Annotated in this window: 13 protein-coding genes; all 13 read right to left on the bottom strand. The window is 34.8% G+C overall.

The features are described from left to right. Positions 1-133: 133 nt before the first annotated feature. Positions 134-1,201: a sulfatase-like hydrolase/transferase gene (locus Q4512_RS13550; RefSeq protein ID WP_303425634.1), complete on the bottom strand. Its 1,068-nt coding sequence runs from the start codon at positions 1,199-1,201 to the stop codon at positions 134-136. 23 nt (positions 1,202-1,224) lie between these two features. Next, positions 1,225-2,343 (bottom strand): formylglycine-generating enzyme family protein, encoded by a 1,119-nt coding sequence (locus Q4512_RS13545; RefSeq protein ID WP_303425625.1) that lies wholly within the window; start codon positions 2,341-2,343, stop codon positions 1,225-1,227. Positions 2,344-2,556: 213 nt separating this feature from the next. Continuing rightward, positions 2,557-4,734 (bottom strand): right-handed parallel beta-helix repeat-containing protein, encoded by a 2,178-nt coding sequence (locus tag Q4512_RS13540; protein WP_303425624.1) that lies wholly within the window; start codon positions 4,732-4,734, stop codon positions 2,557-2,559. A gap of 76 nt (positions 4,735-4,810) precedes the next feature. Continuing rightward, positions 4,811-6,220 (bottom strand): family 43 glycosylhydrolase, encoded by a 1,410-nt coding sequence (locus Q4512_RS13535; protein WP_303425623.1) that lies wholly within the window; start codon positions 6,218-6,220, stop codon positions 4,811-4,813. A 30-nt stretch (positions 6,221-6,250) separates the two neighbouring features. Beyond that, complete coding sequence (locus tag Q4512_RS13530; RefSeq protein ID WP_303425621.1) at positions 6,251-7,861, bottom strand: arylsulfatase; 1,611 nt, start codon at positions 7,859-7,861, stop codon at positions 6,251-6,253. Between the two features lie 11 nt (positions 7,862-7,872). Continuing rightward, positions 7,873-9,408 (bottom strand): alpha-L-fucosidase, encoded by a 1,536-nt coding sequence (locus tag Q4512_RS13525; protein ID WP_303425619.1) that lies wholly within the window; start codon positions 9,406-9,408, stop codon positions 7,873-7,875. A 117-nt stretch (positions 9,409-9,525) separates the two neighbouring features. Then, the gene (locus Q4512_RS13520; protein WP_303425617.1) at positions 9,526-11,187 is read right to left on the bottom strand and encodes a RagB/SusD family nutrient uptake outer membrane protein; all 1,662 of its coding nucleotides are present in this window, start codon (positions 11,185-11,187) and stop codon (positions 9,526-9,528) included. A 23-nt stretch (positions 11,188-11,210) separates the two neighbouring features. Next, positions 11,211-14,399 (bottom strand): TonB-dependent receptor, encoded by a 3,189-nt coding sequence (locus tag Q4512_RS13515; protein WP_303425616.1) that lies wholly within the window; start codon positions 14,397-14,399, stop codon positions 11,211-11,213. Between the two features lie 25 nt (positions 14,400-14,424). After that, a complete protein-coding gene (locus Q4512_RS13510) occupies positions 14,425-15,951 on the bottom strand; it encodes a sulfatase (protein WP_303425614.1) in 1,527 nt (508 codons plus the stop codon). Then, positions 15,935-16,804: an SGNH/GDSL hydrolase family protein gene (locus Q4512_RS13505; RefSeq protein WP_303425613.1), complete on the bottom strand. Its 870-nt coding sequence runs from the start codon at positions 16,802-16,804 to the stop codon at positions 15,935-15,937. Before Q4512_RS13505 ends, Q4512_RS13510 begins: the two co-directional genes overlap by 17 nt. Positions 16,805-16,808: 4 nt before the next feature. Continuing rightward, positions 16,809-18,290: an alpha-L-fucosidase gene (locus Q4512_RS13500; protein WP_303425612.1), complete on the bottom strand. Its 1,482-nt coding sequence runs from the start codon at positions 18,288-18,290 to the stop codon at positions 16,809-16,811. A 56-nt stretch (positions 18,291-18,346) separates the two neighbouring features. Further along, positions 18,347-19,780, bottom strand: a complete 1,434-nt coding sequence (locus tag Q4512_RS13495) for a sulfatase (RefSeq protein WP_303425610.1) — start codon at positions 19,778-19,780, stop codon at positions 18,347-18,349. Positions 19,781-19,792: 12 nt separating this feature from the next. Beyond that, the gene (locus tag Q4512_RS13490) at positions 19,793-22,231 is read right to left on the bottom strand and encodes a T9SS type A sorting domain-containing protein (protein ID WP_303425609.1); all 2,439 of its coding nucleotides are present in this window, start codon (positions 22,229-22,231) and stop codon (positions 19,793-19,795) included. Between the last annotated feature and the right edge of the window lie 4 nt (positions 22,232-22,235).

Below are 22,235 nucleotides of genomic sequence, written 5' to 3'. Positions count from 1 at the left end.
GTTTGTTAATTATATGTTCATCCTTAATTAAGTTGTGTTTACTTCTCTAAATAAGGAATTTTAACATTTTTAATTTTTTATGATTAATTACAATACCAATTATACACATTCAAATTGACAATTATGACGCTTACTAATTTATTATCGCTTCAATTTGGGCCCACCCTTCCATACCTTCATTTTGCTGAATGGTTCCAGGGGTACTTCTACCATCCAAAATAATTTTTTTAAGCGCGGCTTTCAATTCCGCAGCTATCTTTGGATGTTCGTCGATTAGGTTTTTGGTTTCACCTATATCGTCTTTCAAATTGTATAATTGCATGGCTGACAACTGTAGATTTTCATTTCTAACATCCCTAGGATTTGGATAGCTCCATCCTCCAGAACCTTCGCAAGCATTTAATTTCCAATCGCCTTTTCTAATTCCGAAAGAACCATCTACAGAATGAAGTACTGTATATGCTCTAATAGCACTTTCCTTTTCACCTGTAATTAATGGAAGCATACTAAAGCTATCTTCCCCTTCAGAATCTTTAATTTGATAACCTGCTATGTCTGCACTTGTCGCAAAGAAATCGGCAGTACTAATCATTTTATCTGTACTTGAATTTTTAATTGCTTTCGCTGGCCATTCTACAATAAATGGCACACGAAGTCCGCCTTCATAGATATCTGACTTGGTTCCTCTAAACGTATAACTTGGATCGTGGTTTACTTTTTCCAATTCTTTAAAATTTGCTCTTGGCGAACAGCCATTATCACTGGTAAAAACCAACATGGTGTTTTCAGAAATTCCTTTTTCTTTTAGTGCTGTTCTAATTTGACGAACCACATCATCTACCTGCATTACAAAATCCCCATACATATTGGTGTTACTCTTGCCCAAAAATTCTGTGGTTGGTAAAATAGGTGTATGTGGTGCTGGCAACGGGAAATACATAAAGAATGGCGATTCCCCATTTGCATTTTCATCGATATAATGAATGGCCTTATCTGTTAAATCTTGTAATACCGTGGCATGGTTAAAATCGTCTGAAGTAAGGCCTTCTCTCCAGACACTCTTTTCATCAACAGAAATCGTTGTTTTGGTCGGCACCATGGTTGGCTGGTTATTTTCAATGTAAACATAAGGTGCCATATCTAACGAGCCGCAAAAACCGAAGGTATAATCGAATCCATGACTGTTTGGTCCATTGGTTATTAATTATACTAAAACAGGAATTATTACAAGGAATCTCGCAACATTTCTGGTATTGCAACAGTTCTAAATCCTAGATGTTCTAAGGAAGAATCTCTACTTGTACCCATTCTTGAAGATATTCTATAACTTGCACAATACGAATCGCTACACAAGAAAGAACCTCCTTTTGTTATTTTTTCCTCTACATACGGATTATTTGGGTTAAAAGCTTTAGTAGCTCCTTTAGGATTTAAAACAGGTTGTTTAGAAGATGCTAATTCTTTATAATAGCTAGTATTATACCAATCCCCTGTCCATTCCCATACGTTTCCTGCCATATCAAACAAACCATAACCGTTTTCGGGGTACGATTTTACTGGTGCACGAAACTCGTAGCCATCTTCTTTCGTGTTATTAAATGGAAATTCTCCTTCCCAACTATTTGCCATTTTAGAAAGTTGCGATCTGTCGTCTCCCCAAAAATAGATGGTATTTTCTCTTCCTCCTTGTGCAGCATATTCCCACTCTGCCTCGGTAGGCAAACGTCTATTTGCCCATTTACAATAAGCTATCGCATCTTCATAAGACACTTGCACTACAGGATAATTATCTTTCCCCTCTATACTACTTCCTTTACCATTAGGCTGTTTCCAATTAGCACCAATAGACCAATGCCACCATTGGGAAAAGTCATATAAATTTGGTACCGATGATTTTGTTTTTTTAAAGGTCATAGAACCAGATTGTAATATAGAATCATGCGGTTTTAGTGTACCTGCTGGTACTTGTTTTTTCATCTCTTCCCAATCCACATCTTTTTCAGCCGTTGTAACATAGCCTGTAGCTTTTACAAATGCTGCAAACTGCGCATTGGTTACTTCTGTGATATCCATAAAAAACCCATCTAATTTAACTGGATGACTAGGTTTTTCATGTTGCATAGCCATATTATCTTGCGCAACAGCTCCTTGATTAAATGTACCACCTGGAATCCAAACCATACCTTCTGGGATGGAATCTGGAATTTTTTCTGGTACTTGAGCACTTACGATCTCATTTACTTTATTGGTAATATCTGTATTTTTTACCTGAGCTTCTTTCTTACAAGAAACATTAAATAAAAGGACGACTATGGTTTGAAAAAAAATTACTCTTGAATTCATTTAAATGACATTGTTTCGAAGTGAAAAAACGGATATAATATGTTGTAATTTACTAAAATATTTATTCAAAATACTTCTAAAATTATATTCTTCTAGAATATTACTTTTCGAAAACATTTAACGTAGCATTCCTGCTTTTTTTTCGTTTAATAAAAGCTAGAAATTTCTATTGGTATTATAAATATCCTGCTATAAACAAGATTATTTTACAGATTAACTCTTACGCAGTCCTACTTTAGATAAATCGAGAGGAACAATGCCCATCTCTAATGCTGGTGAATCTGGTTTTAATCTGAAATCTCCATTTTCTGGATCAACAAAAAGCGGATCTTCAGCACTACTATTCAAATCAATACCATTTTTCTGATTTTTCTCAATTAAGGCTTTACCCATTTCTGAATTGACTTTGTTAAAATAAATATTATAATCAGTATCTGCATCCATAGCACGAGCCAATGCTCTTCCTCTACGATCTTCAGAACTACCTGCTTTTCCAGGTGGTAATTCATCAATAAATCGTGCTTCATTACTTAAAGCATAAAAAATATTTCTTTTAATAGATGCACCCGTTAAAGGCCCTTCTCTCACCGATAAATAATAACCTCTTGGAGGAGCAATAATATTAACAACCACATTATTTTCCACTTTATTGTCAAGTTTAGTAAGAATACCTTGCGAAGTGGCATTATAAATAAGATTTTCAGAAATAAGTGTTCCTGTTTGCCCACCATCTGTTCTAATTGCGGCTTGCATAATCATATCTGCTACCATATCATGTATGTAGTTACGACGAATGATGTTACCTTTACCTGCACCACGAATATAAATGGCATTACCATCTCCTAAGCGCTGCATTCCATGATGGATTTCGTTGAGCTCAACAACATTATCTTTTGTGTGTAAATAAGGTAACACCTCATCTAGACTTAAACCTTTTTCAAATTCTGGCATTTCATAACGACGCAACGTTCTTACAAGTTCTCGTCCATTTCCTTTTTTAGCAAAGAAATCTGTCATACAACCCGAAAGAATAATTGCTGTATAATCTAAGTGATGGATAAGATTGTTTGCGATTCGATTTTCACCACTTTGCCAAACAAAAATGCCTGGCGAATGCCAATAAATTTCACCTACATGATGAATATTGTTGTTATATACGGTATTCTTTTTATTTACATCTTTTGTTCCTGGTCCATATCCAGCAAGCAGAATGCCTCCGCCTCCCAAATGTTCTATATGATTGTTTGAAATAGTATTATTCATACCGTGTAAATCGACACGAATAGCGCCACTACCACTATGCAAAAAATGATTTTGTTCTATAACACAATTTTCGGTTCCTCTAAAACGAATAAGCGCATTACTTTTATCAAACATATCCCAGTCGTGTTGCAAACCTGCATCATCTGGAGTTAAAGTATAACGTTCTCCATGCTTAAATGTAAGCCCCTTAAAATGAAGATTACGAACCGGAATATCCTTCGCTTTCTTTTCATTTATTTCTCCTTCTACTCGAATAAACTCTATAAGTTTCGGTGCATAGACTGTAGACTCATTTCTAGGCCATAAATACACTTTTCCTTCTTTCGTATTTAGTACCCATTCTCCAGGTTCATCTAGAGCTTCAATAACATTTTCTACCCAAGCATTCTCTGTGTCTTTTAGAAAATGAAGGACATTCATTGCATAAGTAGCATCAATGGTTGTGTTAACTGTTTGTTTTTTTGTGTTGAATGACTTAACCGGAAGCATATTGGTTATCCAAGCATGATGCGGTCTTACTTTTATTTCAGCATCTTCCATATTGGTATAATCATGGAATGTATTATCTGGAAAATGGAGTCTATTTCTACCATTTGTTTTTTCTTCTGTAATAAATCCTTCTGACTGTGCTCTTGGTAGCATCCCTTCCGCATCATAAAGTGTTAGAAACTTATCTGAAACATCGGCCTCCATAATATTCCCTTTAGCGTTATTAGGCAATCCTGGAATATCGACAGTTACTTTTTTCCAACCATTAATCTGTTTCCCTGAACTAAATACAGGTTTCTCATTTGGATAAGCAGCATAAGTGATTGTTTGTAACCCTTTACCAGAATCCTCTAAACCAAATATAACTGTTTTATCTAATTGGTAAAATCCTTCACGAATTAGCACCACAATATCTTTGGATTGGCTTTTATTTAATTCACGAACCGCATTTCTAGCCTGTACTAATGTTGCAAAAGGACCATCTGTTCCTTCTGCATTCGGGCTATCTAATGTACCAGACCATGTATCTGAACCATTTATAGATACATAAAAATTTGCATGATACTCTGTTGTATTTTGTGCCTTACAACTTGTACATCCAATTATTAAGGATAGGAATATTATTAATTTTGTTTTCATATGTTATTGTTTTTTTAATCAATTCATTAGTTTTTTGAATAATTCTAAATAAAAATTTTCATTTATAAATTTAGTGTTACTTCTTCTTCCTTATTGTTGGTATCCATTCAAACCAATTGAGATTAAATAGATTTTCAGCTTCACCTACGTAACATAGATAAAGTTTATGGGTTCCTCGGATTCCGTTTATTGTTGTTGAAATAGTTTTATAGTTATCCCATCCACCAGTTGAAGTTATAGGTATTGAACCAACAATGGTGCCTTTAGGATCATTTAAACGCAAAACAATTCTCCCGCCATCTTCTGGAGTTGACACGCTTACTCGAAAAGGAAATGGATCCGCACTATTACCAAAATCGATATTAGCATAGCTTGTCCAATCTCCGTTAGAAATCCCTCTAAGACCTTGACTTTTTTCACCATCTTTCTGGTCTTCTATTGTAATTCCTGACTGTTCTAAAAAGTCTTGAGCTTGATGCCGAATGCTTCCATCTTCATTAGGCACCATGTCCTTCGCAACTGTTTTTTTTCTTTTACGAGGAGGATAATTGGGTTTGGTTATTTCCACATCGTCATCAAGGGTGTAAACAATGGGTTCTATGGTTCCATCTTCACGAAAATTCATTTTATCGAAGCAAACCGAACGTTTATAACGACTACCATGATTAACATCTCCACGATGATAAAAAAGGTACCATTGATTATTAAATTCTATTGCTGATGTGTGGTTTGGTGATTCAGGAGAATTCGGTGCTAATTCACCTTTGAAATCCGCATACTCTGGCAAAGGTGAATCTGCCATCCAATACTTAGTGACACCACCAACTCTTGCACTGAAATAGTAAATGCCATCACGTTTAAAAACATGTACAGCTTCATTTACAATTTCTTTACTTAAACGAATCCATGGACCATCTAATTCTACCATATTATCTTTTAATTTGGCTCCCATAATATGTGAACCTTGCTCGCCCAAATCCACCCAATGATCATTGCCATAAATATAAGCTTGCCCGTCATCATCTACGAATACGGTTGGATCGAAAATTGCAGTAAACTCATTGGTTACCGCAGATTCCCATGGACCAATTGGAGTGCGACTTTTTGCGACACCAACATAGGTGATATCACTTGGAAAATACCAATAGTACCAACCATTTTTATACGCTGCATCAGGAGCATTCATGTTGGATTGTGCATATTCGAATCCTTTATTTAATTGAGGATCCAGTGCAACGCCATGATTAATCCATGTTTTCATATCTGATGATTCCAGAATTACATAATCCTTCATCGATTCATAATTAACTGCATCTGGTTGATCGTGTGAACAATAGACGTAAACTTTCCCTTCAAAAACTTCAGCTGCAGGATCGCATACATATAGAAAATCAGCATCAGATTCTCTAAGAATAGGGTTTTGCGAAAAGCCTAATGGTCCAACAATTAAAAAAACAGTGCATATTAAAGTTTTAATTTGCGTCATACTATTTAGCGTGTGTATTATGAAGCATCATTATTCTTCTGTTAAAAAATCTGTTTGAACCCATGGAGAGCTAACAACATCATTCTTTTGTACTGCACCAGGAGTACTTCTACCTTCATTAATTAGCTTTATCAATAATTTTTTCAATTCTGTAACTTTATCTGGATATTTCTCTGCGACATTTACGTGCTCTTCGATATCTAATTTTAGATTATACAGAATATTTTCAGGGAGTTCCTTCTCTAATTTTTCTGGTTTTCCATTCGCGTTTAGCCCCGAATTGGGCGACACAATTAGTTTCCAATCCCCTTTTCTAATGGCAAAAATTCCAGTTTTGCTGTGATGAATGGTTGCTTCACGCTGAAAACCCTTTTCTTGCAACAGTAAAGGCAGCATGGAATAACTATCTTCTGCTTCGGTATCTTTTAAATTGTATTCTACAATATCCGCACAAGTCGCCATAAAATCTGTCGTACAAATTGTGGCATCTGAAACGGTATTGGCTTTAATTTTTGTAGGCCATTTTACTAGAAAAGGTACCCGATGACCTCCTTCTAAATAACTTCCTTTTTCCCCACTATACACATAACTTGGGTTATGTCCTTTTTCTTTTAATACCGAAAAATTTGCATTGGATGCACAACCATTATCGCTGGTAAAAATGATTAGCGTATTCTCTTCTATACCGCTTTCTTTAATCGTTTTAAAAAGTTCTCCCATTAAATCATCAATCATAATTACAAAATCTGCATACGGATTAATGTTACTTTTTCCTTTCCAAGGTTCGATAGGAACAATAGGGTTATGAGGTGCTGGTAAAGGCATATAAAGGAAGAATGGTTTGTCCTCCTTTGCTTTTTCTTGAATGTAACTGTTTGCTTTGTTAACGATAACTGGCAACACTTGCTCGTGTTTAAAATCATTAGAAATAGCACCTTTTATCCAATGACTGTAAGGATTAGTTTTTCTTTTCTGAACAGAAATATTATTAGGTAATTGTACGACTTTGTCATTTTCAAGATAGACATACGGAGGCATATTTAAGGATGCTGAAATGGCGTACGAATAATCAAAACCTACATCTAAAACACCTTTTTTTAATGGTGCTGAATAGTCCATACTGTCTGCATCATATCTATCCTTAATACTTGAAAAAAATTCCATTTCTTGAGCGCTATCTTTCATTGCCCAATTTAATCCTAAATGCCATTTTCCAATATTTGCTGTTTGATATCCTTTGTTTTTCAACAATTGTGCAACTGTCAATCTGTTGTCTTTTATTAACATCGGAGAATTTCCCCAAAGCACAAATTGTTTTAATGGTGTTCGCCAGTTATAACGTCCCGTTAAAATACCATATCTAGTAGGTGTACAAACGGAAGAAGATGTATGTGCATCGGTAAACTGCATACCTTCTTTACCCATTTGATCTAAATTAGGCGTGTTTATTTTACTGTTTTCATTGTAAATACTCAAATCACCAATCCCTAAATCATCTGCTAAAATGTAGATTATATTTGGAGGTTTACTTTTAGAAGTATTCGATTGTGAAAACCCATTTAACACACCAATAATTAACAATAAAAAAGTGATGCTATTTTTTTTGTAAAACCTACAGTTTAATGTGCTATTAGTAAACATAATTTCAACGATTAATTATTAATATTTGAAATCACTATTCTAAATCCATTTACTATTTCTCCTGGTAAGCTTTTTGGAAGTTCAATAGTAAGTCCTTCCTTATTACGTATCCATTTTATTTTTTCAGTGCTTCCCATTAACTCAATACTTTCAATTTTCTGAGTCAGTAATCCTCCTTCAGCTAAAGTTTTTATAACAATATCTTTAGTAGGCACAGCCAATACAAAAGCATAGAGCATATTATCTTTAGTTGTAAAACGTATATCTTCCTGCGAATAATCACTATGATTTTCTCCTTGACGACCATCTTTAACTTCTAGAGGACCTTCACCAAAAGTTTTCCAAGGACGAGAACTATAAATCCCGCCTCCATTAATTTTTAGGAAATCACCAAAAGCAGTGAGGTAACCAATCTGTTTTTCTGGGATAGTCCCATCTCCTTTAAGCGCCACGTTTAGCATCACAATACCGTTTTTACTAATAGCATCAACAGCATTACTCACCATTACTGGAATACTCATCTTGTTAATGGAATTTTTATTATAAAACCAATCTCCTGAAAGATCGGTTGCCCATAACCAAGCCTCATGCTTAATTTCTCCTGCACCACCTCGTTCTAAGTTATAAGTAAAAGCAGTTCGATCTACAGTTTTATCTTTTAAAGAAAGTACAACAGTTTGTTTTCCATTGTTCTCCTTTAAATCTCGATTTAAATAATCAGAGAATAATTTAACACCAAGTCCTTTGCCTGGTCCTATTTTTGGAAAAGGCGCATCATTATTAAACATATCTGGGTCATATTTTTCTATAATCTCCCAACAACGCGCATACCAATGTTCGTTCCAACTATCTTGACTGGCAAAATCTTTGGTATCGTAGTCCATATTAAAAAGTTTCCACTCTAGCGTACCTTCTTTTTGGTATTTACGAGCAGGTCGCCACCAGCCTGGTGACCAATACAGATGCGTTGAAATACCAAATTTTACATCATACTTTTTTGCAGCTGCTTTCCATTCGCCAAGAACATCCCGTTTTGGTCCCATATCTACGGCGTTCCATGGATTTAAAGACGAATCATACATATCAAAATTATCGTGATGCGTTGCAACTGGCATAATAAAACGTGCTCCATTATCTTTTACAAAAGCAACTAAAGCTTCTGGATTCCAATTTTCACCTTTAAATAAAGGAATCAGTTTTTCGTAGCCGAACTCTTCAATTGACCCATAACGTTGTGTATGCCACTCCGATAATACTTGTGCCATTTTTTTTCCACCACCATACATGTTTCTACCATACCATGACCCATCCAGCGGACGATCTTCATCTACTGCAGAAGGAATTCCCCAATGAAACCAAACTCCTAATTTACCATCTTCTAACCATTTAGGTACATGATAATTTTTAGACATGGATTCCCAATTTGGTGCAATCTCCCCATCTAGCTGTGCGGATTTTTTGACCTTTTCTGTTACTACTTCCTGCCCGTTCATTTGAAGTTGAAACAAGACAATTACAAACACTAAAGTATACTGAATATATTTCATGAGCTATGCGTAATTTTATGGATTAAAATCTGTAGAAAAGAATTCTTTAGAAAAAAATTACTTCCCACAGATTTTTACTGATGCATACTAAATTTATATAGAAATCACTATTCTATGCTAATACCCTTCATTTTGCTCCCAACCATTTACACTATTTAAATTCATTTCAGATTCAGGAATTGGTAATAACCATTCGCGATCTGGCCATGGAGCAGAACCATAATTAGAATTAAGAATAATATCAGTTTGAGATCCTTGATCTATTCCCCAAACAGTAATTAAATCGGTTTCCATTTCTGTAAAACCATCAGTTCTAATTAAATCGAAACGTCTTTTTGCTTCTGCATGTAATTCTAGACGACGTTCTTTTAGCACTGCTGTTCTAAACTCACTCTGAGACAAACCAGTTAAACTTGGTAAACCAGCTCTGTTTCTAATTTCATTTAATGCATCATGTGCTTGTATTGTTGGCCCATTTGCTTCATTTTCTGCTTCCGCAAAAATTAACAATGCATCGGCATATCTATATAATATGAAGTTATTATTGGTACGTTGAAAAGCGACATCTCCATTTCCATCATCTGTAAAAAAGCCCATATCCATGTACTTTCTAAATTGAGGTTGCGATAAAAACACTCTTCCATCTGGCGCGTTATATCTAGTAACAATTCCCCAATCTCTTCTTTTATCTCCTGGTTCGTCAAATGCAGAATATAAATCGGGAGACACTAAAAGGGTCCCACCATTTGTTGTTCCTCCGGTCCATCCCATTTCTACAATGGTTAACTCAATCCCTTCATCTATTAAAGGCGTGTTATTATTACCTGCTCCCCAATAAAACCTTCCATTTACTCTATTAACACATTCTCTAGACAAATACGAACCTAAACCACCAAGGTTTGTAGATGCTAATTCAAACATAGACTCTACTGAAAATGGGTAATCCTCTAACCATGGCACACCACAAGCTGGTGTAGTATGTTCTCCATCTACAAAATCTACAGTTATTAAGGAATGTGGTGAACTGTCTAATACTTCTTTAGCTTTTGCACTTGCTAAAGCCCAATTGGAAGCATCTCCTTGCACCTTATCACCTTGTGAAGTCCTGCTCCATCCTGCTCGTGTTAAATACACATCTGCAAGAATAACTTTCGCTGACCATTTTGTTAAGCGTCCTGCTTGTAATTCATCTGCTCCAAATTCTTCAGCAAACTGTAAATCTGGAATAATAATTTGGTTATACACCTCATCTACACTAGAGCGTGGTAAATTATAATCTGTTTCTGTTGTTACAGAGTTAACCACTAATGGCAAATCTCCCCAAACTCTTGCTAACTGAAAATAACAGAAAGCTCTTAAAGCATGTGCTTCGGCTAGAATAGCATTTTTTCCATCTTCATCCATGTCCACTTGCGGAACATATTTTAAAACATCATTAGCTCTAGCGACACCTACCCATAAACCTTGATATTGTTTATTATTCTCTAACCATTCATCAATAGATGTTACTTGGTGCGTTGCCCAATTTGGATAAAACCTTCTATTGATGGCGTCATCTGTAGCTAAATCGATTTGAGGCCAATAACGACCATAAATAGATGTTGCTGTTCCATCGTGAAGTGCATGATACATCGCATCTGCAGCTGTACGTGCATCCGATTCTGTTTGATAAAAATTGGATATTGAGACTAACGTTCTAGGTTCTTCTACTAAATAATCCTCACAAGACACAGAGAATATTGCAATGAAGAACAATCCTATTATAAGTGATTTTTTCATAATTTGTTGTTTTTATTAATTTTTTAAAATCTTAAATTTAGTCCCATACTTAACGTTCTTACCGCTGGATACACTCCAGTATCATGACCTATGGATAAATTATTTCTACCAAATGAACTTACATCTGGATTAAACCCTGAGTAATCTGTAAAAGTGTAAAGATTACTACCAGAAGCATATACTCTTAAGGAAGCTAGTCCTAGCTTTTTAGTTACATCGTCTGGTAAAGTAAACCCTATGGTAACATTCTGTAATCTAACAAATGAAGCATCTTCTACATAGCGATCGCTAAATAAGAAATCTCCACCACCTGCACTTCTTACTTTTGGTAAACTAGAACTTTGATTTTCTGGAGTCCAAGCTCCTTCGACTAATTCTAATTGTTGACCATCGGCGAAGGTTAAGAGGTTAATATTAAGAATATTTGCAACTTCTTGACCAAATTGTCCATCGAAAAAGAAGCTAAAGTCAACATTTCCAAAACGAAATGTATTGTTTAAACCAACCATAAAATCTGGTTGTGCGCTTCCAATTGTCTTTCTATCATCATTATCAATAATACCATCACCATTTAAATTTGCATATAGTTGCTCTCCTGGTCTATGTAACGATTCATTTTGAGGGATAGATCCATCTGCTCGTGGGATATATGTAAACGTAGCCAATCTATCAGAATTATATAGTGCTACTTGTTGCTCGTTAGATAAGCCTTGAAACTCCTGAAAATCATCAAACTGTGTAACTCCTGCTGTTTGCCATCCATAGAATGTACCAATCGCCTCTCCATTAATTAAACGCTGTGTTCCGCCAGACACACGTCCATTAACTTGGCTACCGGCATTAATATAATCTGTAACTAAACCTCCAATTTTAGATTTCCCTGTAGAAAAAGTAGCATTTAAGTCCCAATTAACTTTTGATGTACTAATAATTTTGGCTCCTAAAGACACTTCAAATCCTTGGGAGTCAATTTCACCGTAGTTTTGCGTGTATGTACTTTGACCAGATTGAGAAGGGATTTCATTATTTGCAAATAAAAGATCTGTTGTTTTCTTCTTATAATAGTCTAAAGTTAATGTGTACTTATTTTTAAAGAAACCTAAATCTAAACCGGCATCAAATTGACGCGTGGTTTCCCATTTTAAATTTAAGTTTGGAATTTGAGTAGAATAGTAAATAGAATTAACAGCTTCTCCTCCTGAACCGTCACTAGTTACATATTGATCTGGGCTTAAAACTGCTAAAGACTGATATTCTCTAATTGCCTGGTTACCCGTTAAACCATAACTTAAACGTATTTTAGCTTCAGAAATAGCTCTTATATCTCTAATAAATTTTTCTTTAGAAATCTTATAAGCTATCGCCGCTGCTGGAAAAAATGCATACTTATTATTTTCAGCAAACTTTGAAGAACCATCATAACGACCTGTTAAGGTAAATAAGAATTTGTTTTTAAAGGAGTAATTGATTCTTCCAAAATACGATAGTAATTTAGAATCTGTAAAATTAACAATATCTGGTTCTGAAGTTTCTGCTAATCCAATATTATACCAACCAAGTAAATCGTTAGCAAAACCATAATTTGAGGTTCTAACAGACTCACTATCACGCCATTCAGCAGACTGACCTAATACTGCATTCAATTTATGATTTCCAAATTTTTGGTTGTAATTTAATTGGTTTGTAATGGTACCACTATTAAATTTAGCATCACTAGTTCTTGCCCAACCATGTCTATTATTTGCTGGGTTATCTATAATATTTTCTAAGTCATTTTGATAAAAACGCTGATTAGAGATTCTGTTTTGATATGTAAAAGTAGATTTAAAAGAAAATGCTTCACTTAATTTTAAACTAGCATATAAACTTCCTAATATTTGATACTGTTTTGTGTTCCAATCATTATTATTTAAAAAGGATAGTGGTGTAATTTGATCAATATCTTCTTCCCCTTCAATATCGTCATCATCATTTTGAATATAAATCACTGAAGGATTTGAAAGTAACGCTCTTCGTATTACACTAGAAGTACCACGTGTTGTAAAATTGGAAGTTGTAGTTGCTTGTGTATCTGTATCTACATAAGAATATGTTATTCTAGTACCTACTTTTAAACTTTTATTAATATTTGCATCCAAATTAAGTCTTGTTTGAATACGTTTAAAATTAGTTTTTTCAATAACACCAGTATTGTTTAATAAATTAGTAGATAGTAAATAACGTAAGTCTTTATTCCCTCCACTAAAACTAACGTTTGTATTAGAAGTTGTCGCAGGTCTTAATAAAATACTTAACCAATCTTGTGTTGGAATCGCTCCTGCTTCTGCTGCAGCTAATATTTCTGGATCTATAGGCGTTTCTCCTCCATTAATACGTGCTTCATTTCTACTAATCCAATATTGGTTGGCGTCCATTACATCAATAGTATTTGGAACCGACCCCATAGAATAATCCTGTGTAACACTAATAACACCTTTACCAACTTCTCCTTGTTTAGTCGTAATTAACACTACTCCGTTTGAAGCTCTAGACCCATATATTGCTGTTGCAGAAGCATCTTTTAGTATTTCTATAGACTCAATATCAGAAGGATTAATTAAAGACAGCGGGCTTAAATAAGAACCTCCTGTTGAATCTGAATTTAAATCTGCTTCACTTTCATTTTCCATAGGAATACCATCAATCACGTATAAAGGCTGGCTACTAGAAATAGTACTAATACCTCTAATATTAATAGATACACCTGCACCAGGTGTTCCCGAATTTTGAGTTACAATAACACCAGATGACCTACCAGCTAAAGCTTGATCGATTGCTATGGTTCCTGTTTTTGTTAATTCTTTTGCTTTAATGGAAGATATTGAACCTGTTAAGTCGCTTTTTTTAACTGTTCCATACCCAACTACTACAACCTCGTCTAATACTTCATCTGTATTTTTTAATGCGACATTTAAGGTATTCGATTGGGTTACTGCAACATCTTTACTTTCTGTACCTAAATAGGAAAAAGAAATAACATCACCTGTTGCCGCTTTGATTGTGAAGTTTCCATCAAAATCGGTTACTGTACCACTATTTTTAGCTTTAATAAATATGGTAGCTCCTAATAAAGGAATTCCGGATTCATCGGATACCGTACCAGTAATCGTTCTTTCCTGAGAAAAGGCCGATATCGATATCATGATAATGAATACTGTTAAAATTTGTTTCATAATTGTTGGTTTTAATATAATTAGTTTAATTGGTCTGTTCTCTTTTAAAAATAGAAGTGTATTCTATATACCCATTGTATTTTACAGCTTCGTTTTTCCAATGAACTAATTGTTCATCGTATAATTTTCTTAATTTATCTAGTTGAGGTTTATATTCCTTTTGAGTGGCAATGTTTACCAGTTCATAAGGATCGTTAAGGATATCAAATAATTCTTCGGTAGGTTTAATTCCAAGTTTATCATCTTTATAATACCAGTAAACATATTTATACTGGTCATCCATAACGGTTAAACAGTGCGTAGCTTTTGGACCCCAAACTTGTACTATAGGAAGTGATTCTCTCACTTGAGTATTTGGGTTTTCTATAATAGGACGTAAACTTTTACCATCATAATTAGAAGGAATTTCTACTCCGGCAAAATCGAGAATGGTTGCAGTAATATCTACATTACCAGATAAGGAAGCCGTTTTACTTCCTATTTTAATTTTATCGTTACGAGGATCAACAATAATGAGTGGTGTTCTAGCCCCTTCCTCATATGGTAACACCTTAGAGCCTAAGCCATGAGAACCATTAAAATATCCATTATCAGAAGAGAAAACAATAATAGTGTTATCTTCTATTTTTAATCTTTTAAGCTCTTCCAATACCATTCCGATAGAATAGTCAACACCATAAATAAGTTGGTGATATTTGCGTAAGGCTTCTTGATAGCTATCTTCTTTATCATAACCCCATTCTTCAAATCTCGGGTATTGTCTTCCCATTCTAGATTGTTCTGCCAAATGCTTTCCCGCTTCACGACCATAATTAGGTAGTTTATTAAATACCGTATTTTTATACACCTCATCAAACATTGGGTCTGGTTCTACAGGTCTGTGCGGTGCTTTAAAATATACACTCATACAAAATGGCTCCTTATTGGATACTGATTCGTTTATAAAATCGATTGTTGCAGCTCCATAAGCTCGTGTACTATGTGGATATTGTTCTGCATATTTAGCCATCGATTTATTTTCAATGGTTTTATAAGATGTTTGATGTGGACTTCCAGCCCAGAAATCGAAGTCCTTTTTAGCAACTTCCCCTTCTTTTTTCCAACCTTCATTGGTATCGGAAACAGAAAAACCAAATTTACCAGCAAACCCAACTTTATAACCAGCTTCTTTAAGTAATACAGGATATGAGGTTGACCATTGTTTTGTTCCTAAGGAACCATGATCGAAATTACATCCTGTTTTATATTCGTACAAACCAGTCATTACATTAGCTCTACTAGCCATACAAATTGCTGTGGTATTATAATGACGGTTAAACAAAACACCATTCGCTGCTAAGCCATCAATATTTGGAGTTTTCACTACATTGTTTCCATAACTTTTATGAGAATCATAAGATTGATCATCTGTAAAAAAGAAAATAATATTTGGTTTTTTCGCTTCTATTTTTTCTTTTTGAGCTTTGCAAGATTGCAAGCTTAAAAAGCCAACTATTAATAACAAGCCTAAAACATATTTATACATCATATTTTTATTATCTCTTAGATTCATATTCTTTAAATTTAGCTGAAATCACTTCTACTGAAGGACATTTTGTTGCTGTTATTGCTATAGCATTAGCAATCTTTTCTGCTACTTGAATCCCTTGTAATCTAGAACCTTCTGCTTTATAATGCACATCTCCTGGTTTCTTGGCATATTCTTTTAATATTGGAACAGAGAATGTATATAAATCATTCACTATCACTTCAGGATAATCTTTCATAACCTTTATTGCAACTGCATTGTATTTAATGGCATCCCCTGCAACTCTTCCTGGTTCTCCTTCTGGAACTGGAGTTGTTGTAGCAAAAATTAATTTTGCTTTTGGATAGGTGTTTTTTAAATATGAAATAATATCTCTAAGGTTTTTTTCGTACACTTTTAAGGAGGACACTTGAATTCCATTCTTTTTATTTAGTTCCTTGCCTTGTAAATATTTTAGATCGTGTAAGCCCACATTGAAATGAATCACATCCCATTGAAAATCCCAGCCGCCTTTTAAGTAAGGTTGAAACATGGTTTGTCTCATTTTCTCCATACGTTCTATAAACGCATTGCTAGATTGACCGTTAATATGCAAACGATATACGCAAGCTTTATCTTTTAGTGATTCTCTAACATATTCAGTATAACCAATTGAGATAGAATCGCCATAAATAAAAACCTTTGGCAAAGTTGCAATTGGTGTTATATATCTAAACTGATATCTTGTTTTAGTAAATCGACCTAGGCTTTCCCAAGCATTTTTACAAATAGTACAATTCGAAGTAAACACCTGACTTAATATTTTTGTTGGAAACAAAGATGCTAAGCCAAAAGTCGAAATCATTTTAATGGATTGTCTTCTACTAATTGTTTTCATGCTTTTACTTTAAAATTATTTTAAGGGCATACCCACTTTTATCTACTTGCTCTCCTTTTAAATCTACCTCTAATCCTTCATTAGTTTGTTTCCATGAAATTTTTGAAGTTGTACCTAGCAACTCGACATCTTCTATTTTAGTAGTATTTTTGCTACTTAAACTTTTAATTATTACTTGGTTTTCTGGATATTGAAAAGCAATCGCATAAATGCTATTTCCTTTTTGTGTAAACCAAAAATCTTGAGGTGTAAACGCTGCAACGAATCCATGTTTTTCTCTATCTCCTGTTCCATCCATGTTTAATTTGGTTGGCCCTTCGTGTGTTACATTCCACTTACGCGTGTTATAAATAGCTTCCCCATTTACACGCAACCACTTCCCTACAGTTAATAAATTAACTATAGATTCTTGAGGTACTTCGCCCGAAGCTTTTGGCCCAATATTCAACATATAGTTCCCTCCTTTACTTACTATTTCAGTAAGCCAAAACAAAAGTTCCTTTGGAGATTTCCAGTCGTTATCATAAGACTTGTAACCCCAAGAGTTATTTGTAGTACCAACCGTTTGCCAAGGTTTAGTAATAGACAGATGATCTTTAGGGATTTTATTATCTCCAGGAATATCGAAATCCCCCAATCCATTTCCTACTCTTGAATTCACCAACATTTTAGGTTGTAAATCGTATGCTAATTTGTAAAATTTAGCACTTTCTTCTGGTGTTACGTAGTGAGCAAAATCATACCATAAAGTAGTCATATTTGGAAATTTTGTTAATATTTCCTCTACCTGCGGATAGGCTTTATTTTCTAAGTATTCCGTAAACGTATTTGGACTTGGGTCCCAAGTATTAATTCCTGCTTTACGTTTAACTCTTGCATGCTCTTCTCCTCCAGATGCTAAATACTCTGAAAGTCCACAATCATTACCATCCATCCAATCGATATTATGCGAATAATACAAACCAAAATCGATATCATATTTTTGACAAGCATCATACAGTTCTTGAACAATATCTTTAGGATACGGACTTGCATCTACTATGTCATACTCACTTACTTTAGAATCGTACATAGCAAAACCATCATGATGCTTTGAGGTAATTACTAAATATTTCATACCTGCATCTTTGGCTAATTTTGCAATGGCATCTGCATCAAAACTAGTTGGGTTAAATTGAGGTGCTAACTCTGCATATTCCTCTCTTGGAATTTGAGCTCCAAATTGAATCCACTCAGCAACTTTAGGACCTCTTAGCTCTTCCATTTTTTTTCCTTTCCAGATACCTCCGGGAATGGAATACAACCCCCAATGGATGAACATTCCATATTTAGCATCATTAAAAGCTTCTTTTGAAGCTTCTTTTGATTCCGTCATTTGGTCATAAGTAAGCGAAGCCGTTTCCTCTACAACTTTGGTTTCTTTTTGCTTACAACTTACCAAGGCAAAAATGAATACAAGTAGCGTTATTTTAATATTTTTTATCATGAAACTTTTCTTTATTATCTAATAGTCGGAAGCTCTAAAAATCTAGTTTAAATAGTTTAGTCTTTATTCTTTTTCTTGCCTTTTTTCTTATTCTTTGATTTAGCGGCTTTATTTCTTACCACTGACAAACTAGATGGGTTTGGTTCTTTAGGTAAAGATGCTTTCCAATCATGAACCATCTTTAATAATTCATTAGCTTTTTCAGGATTATTCTCAGCTAAATTGTTCTCTTCTTTCCAATCGTCTTTAATGTTGAACAATTCATATTTATCACCTGTTACATCAACAACCAATTTATAATCTCCATCCTGAACTCCCAACGTTGGCCAAGTATAATCTTTACTTGTTCCTCCTCTCCATTCCCAAAAAATTGGCTTGGTTCGTTCTAAACCTTTCCCTTTAAAAGCTGACATCATGCTTTCACCATCTGGCTCATAATCTTTAGGCATTTCAATATTTGCTGCTTCAAAAAACGTAGGTAATAAATCAACTGCAGTTACAGCCGATGTTTTGTCCTCTACACCTGCTGGTATAACTTTTGGCCATTTCGCTACAAAAGGCACTCTAATTCCTCCTGAAAATAATGATCTTTTCTGACCTTTTAAACCTCCTGTTTCTCCAACAGAATAGTACTTCCCAAGACCTTCTACTCCGTTTTCCACATCCCCTTTATGCAGTTTTTCTTTTTCTGAACCTTCCCATTCTGGTCCATTATCTGTAGAAAAAACTACTAATGTATTTTCGTCTAAGTTTAATTCTTTTAATAATTTCATTATTCTTCCAACGGCCTCATCTCCTTCTGCAATTATAGAGGCATATACTTGTTTTTGCTCGTCTAGATTACCAAACTGATCCATAAATCGTTCTTGAGGGTAATGTGCTGTATGTGCTTCATGTAGCCATAAATTAATAAAGAAAGGTTTCTCTTTATGTTTTTTAATAAAATCTTCAGCGTAATCTACACCTACAGATCCTCCTTTTGGAATATCAATAGTTTTAGACCCATTAAAAGTAGCATACGCATCGTAACCATAATCCGATTCAATTGGCGCATCTTTTGCTCTCCATCCTAAATGCCATTTCCCAAAATGTCCAGTTACATAACCTGCTTTTTGAAACTCTTTAGGAAAAGACATCCCATTAGGATCCATCCAATCTGGCATGCCTCTTTTTTCATGTGCTTTCCAGCCTTGAAAATGTTGATGAATACTTTGTCTAGCTGGGAATTGTCCTGTCATTACAGCAACTCTACTAGGAGAACACACAGGACTATTTACTGTAAAGTCTGCAAAGTCCATACCTTCACTAATCATTTTATCAATATTTGGTGTCTCAATCCAAGTACTACCATGTGCACTAATATCACCATACCCCCAATCATCAGCAAAAATGAAGATGATATTTGGTTTTTCCATTTTTTGCTGTGCTTTTGTTGAAATGCAACTTACAGTTAACAGGATGTATATAAATGCGCTTAATTTTATTTTCATAATGTATACTCTTTATTTTTTTATAAATTTTTTATAAAAAACATTACCTTCCATAGATTGGATTTTTAATATATATAATCCCGAATTTAAAGTGGAAATATCTTGCTCTTTTTTCCCTTCTATATCTACTCGTATCGATTTACCAGTTATATCAAAAATTTGGGTTATTGCTGGTTTTCTATTTAATGAAATTTTGTGCTTTGCAGGGTTAGGAAATAATTGAAAAGGCTCTATATTATTTACTTCTGGATTCGCTATTGACAAACTGCTTTCATCTAAAACTACGGTAACCGTTATTCCTTCCACAGACCATTTATCGTTAGAAGCTATTAATCCATTTTTAATTGTAAAACTTTCTATTTGCGTATCTGCTGCCTCTAAAACTAAGTCAACCACCTTAGTTGGCTCATTATTAAATCTTCCAAGTTCAAAATCTGCTGACCCATCGGCAGAGAATACAAATCGGTCACCAACACTATGCGCATTTACGATAGTAATGGATTTGAAAGTATCTATAATAATATTCTCCGTTGTTAGACCACTAGTACCGTTAATAGCACCAACACGAGCATCACTTATTGTTGCAGAAAATCCTTGATCCCCTTGTATGACTCTGTCTCCAGATTCATTATTTGTACCGTCATCACTAATCCCCCAACTTTTTAAAGAAGAATTACCGTTTGCATCACTTAAACCAGAAACTATTACTGCATTTGGATAGGTTGTAAAATCTCCATTTGGAGTAACAGTGATATTAATTTCAAAAGTAGTATCATACCCAGGAACAGTACCAATACCTGTCATGGTCACTGCTCCAGAAGAATACGTTGTGTTTTCTGTGGCTTGTATTTGTACATCTATTGTACTTGGCACAGCAACAAAATCTTCAAGAACACTTAATTCTACTTCTCTATTGGTTGCTATAGACGCGTCATTTACCACTTGTAAAGTAAATTCATAATCAGTATTTATTGTTTCTGTAGGTGTACCACTTAATGTCCAAACACCTGTAGTTGTTTCCGTAATCGTTAACCAAGAAGGAAAACTATCTAGCGCTATCAAGGAAGTGATTGCATTACCTTCTGGATCCCAAAAATCAAAGCCTTCCGTTAATGTATGCGAATAAGGTATTCCTACATAAGCATTAGGTAAAATCGTATATTGCCTGGACCAATTTGGCTCTCCAGGGTATTGAAATTCTTTTAGATAGGCATCAGTAAGTTCAAACTGTGTTAGTGCATAAGGTTGCAGGGTAAGAACAGGATTATTCTCTAAATTTGTTCTAACTAAAGGTGTTCCCCAAGTAATGGCTCCTCCATTAACGATTCCGGTACTAGTCCATTCTACAAATTGCGCATCGGTTAAACAGGGTGTATTACCAGCATTCCAAGATGTAGCACTTTGTTTAGGGAAGAAATGCGCAACCACATTGTCGTTCCAAGTTCTTGTATCATCTCTAAAAGCAAATCCATTGTTATTACTCATAAATTCGACTAGATCATGATTATATGTATAAAGAGCTTCAGGAACCACCATATTACCTGCCCCACCAAATGGATGACCAAAAGTATAATCATCAAAATAAGTTGCTGTAGTAAATGGGTTTCCATTTCTATCTCCAACGCTATTATTAAATGAAATTGCTGCATTCGGATTTCCCGCATGACAAGCATCGGCGAAAGCCTGGTAGATTCTCTGATCGTTTAAAACGCTTGAAGCAGGATCATCTCCACATTCATCTTCCATAATATTATCTGCCGAATCAAAGCACCAAGCATCGATTAAATCGCCATAACGCATTGCATATTCTTTAAGAATAAACTCTGCATAGCAAAACATATACTGACGTCTACCATCTCCATTATGGTACGATTGACTATTAATAAAGGTTTGTGCTTCGGTATTGGTATCGCACCATTCCATCCAACGATCGGACACGTCCGGGTAGTCTTCTTGAACATCTTCAGGATTTCTTGCCAGTAAATTATAAGAATTTACATATATCTCGGTTTTCAAACCTGCTGCCCTTAATGCTAGAAGCCAGCTTAAAAGAGGGTCATCTTCTGATGCACGAGGTACTACCAAATTAATTGGGTCTCCGTTTGTATCTGTATCCCCTTGCCATAAACTTTCAATTATTGGATGAGGACCAACATGTACGGGAGAAAAAATATTTGGACTAGTTAAAGGAAGTTGTACGTAATCAATCGCTCTAAGGTCGTTAATTTGAGCAATAAAATCGTCTATAGAAATCCCTTCAATATTACCGTTATAGTTACGTTCAGGCAACCATAACATACCAACAGCACCTTTCATCCACTCTGCTCTTAACCCTTGTTCTGGATCTGGAACCTGTGCTTTTAAATTAAAAATAGAAAGTAAAAAGCATACTATAACGAACCACAAAGTAGTATCTCTCTTTTTAATATGTTTGTATGGTATTTTTTTCATAATT

This window comes from Oceanihabitans sp. 2_MG-2023, assembly GCF_030547245.1.
Lineage (GTDB): Bacteria > Bacteroidota > Bacteroidia > Flavobacteriales > Flavobacteriaceae > Oceanihabitans.
This window is presented reverse-complemented; position numbering and strand designations above follow the sequence as displayed.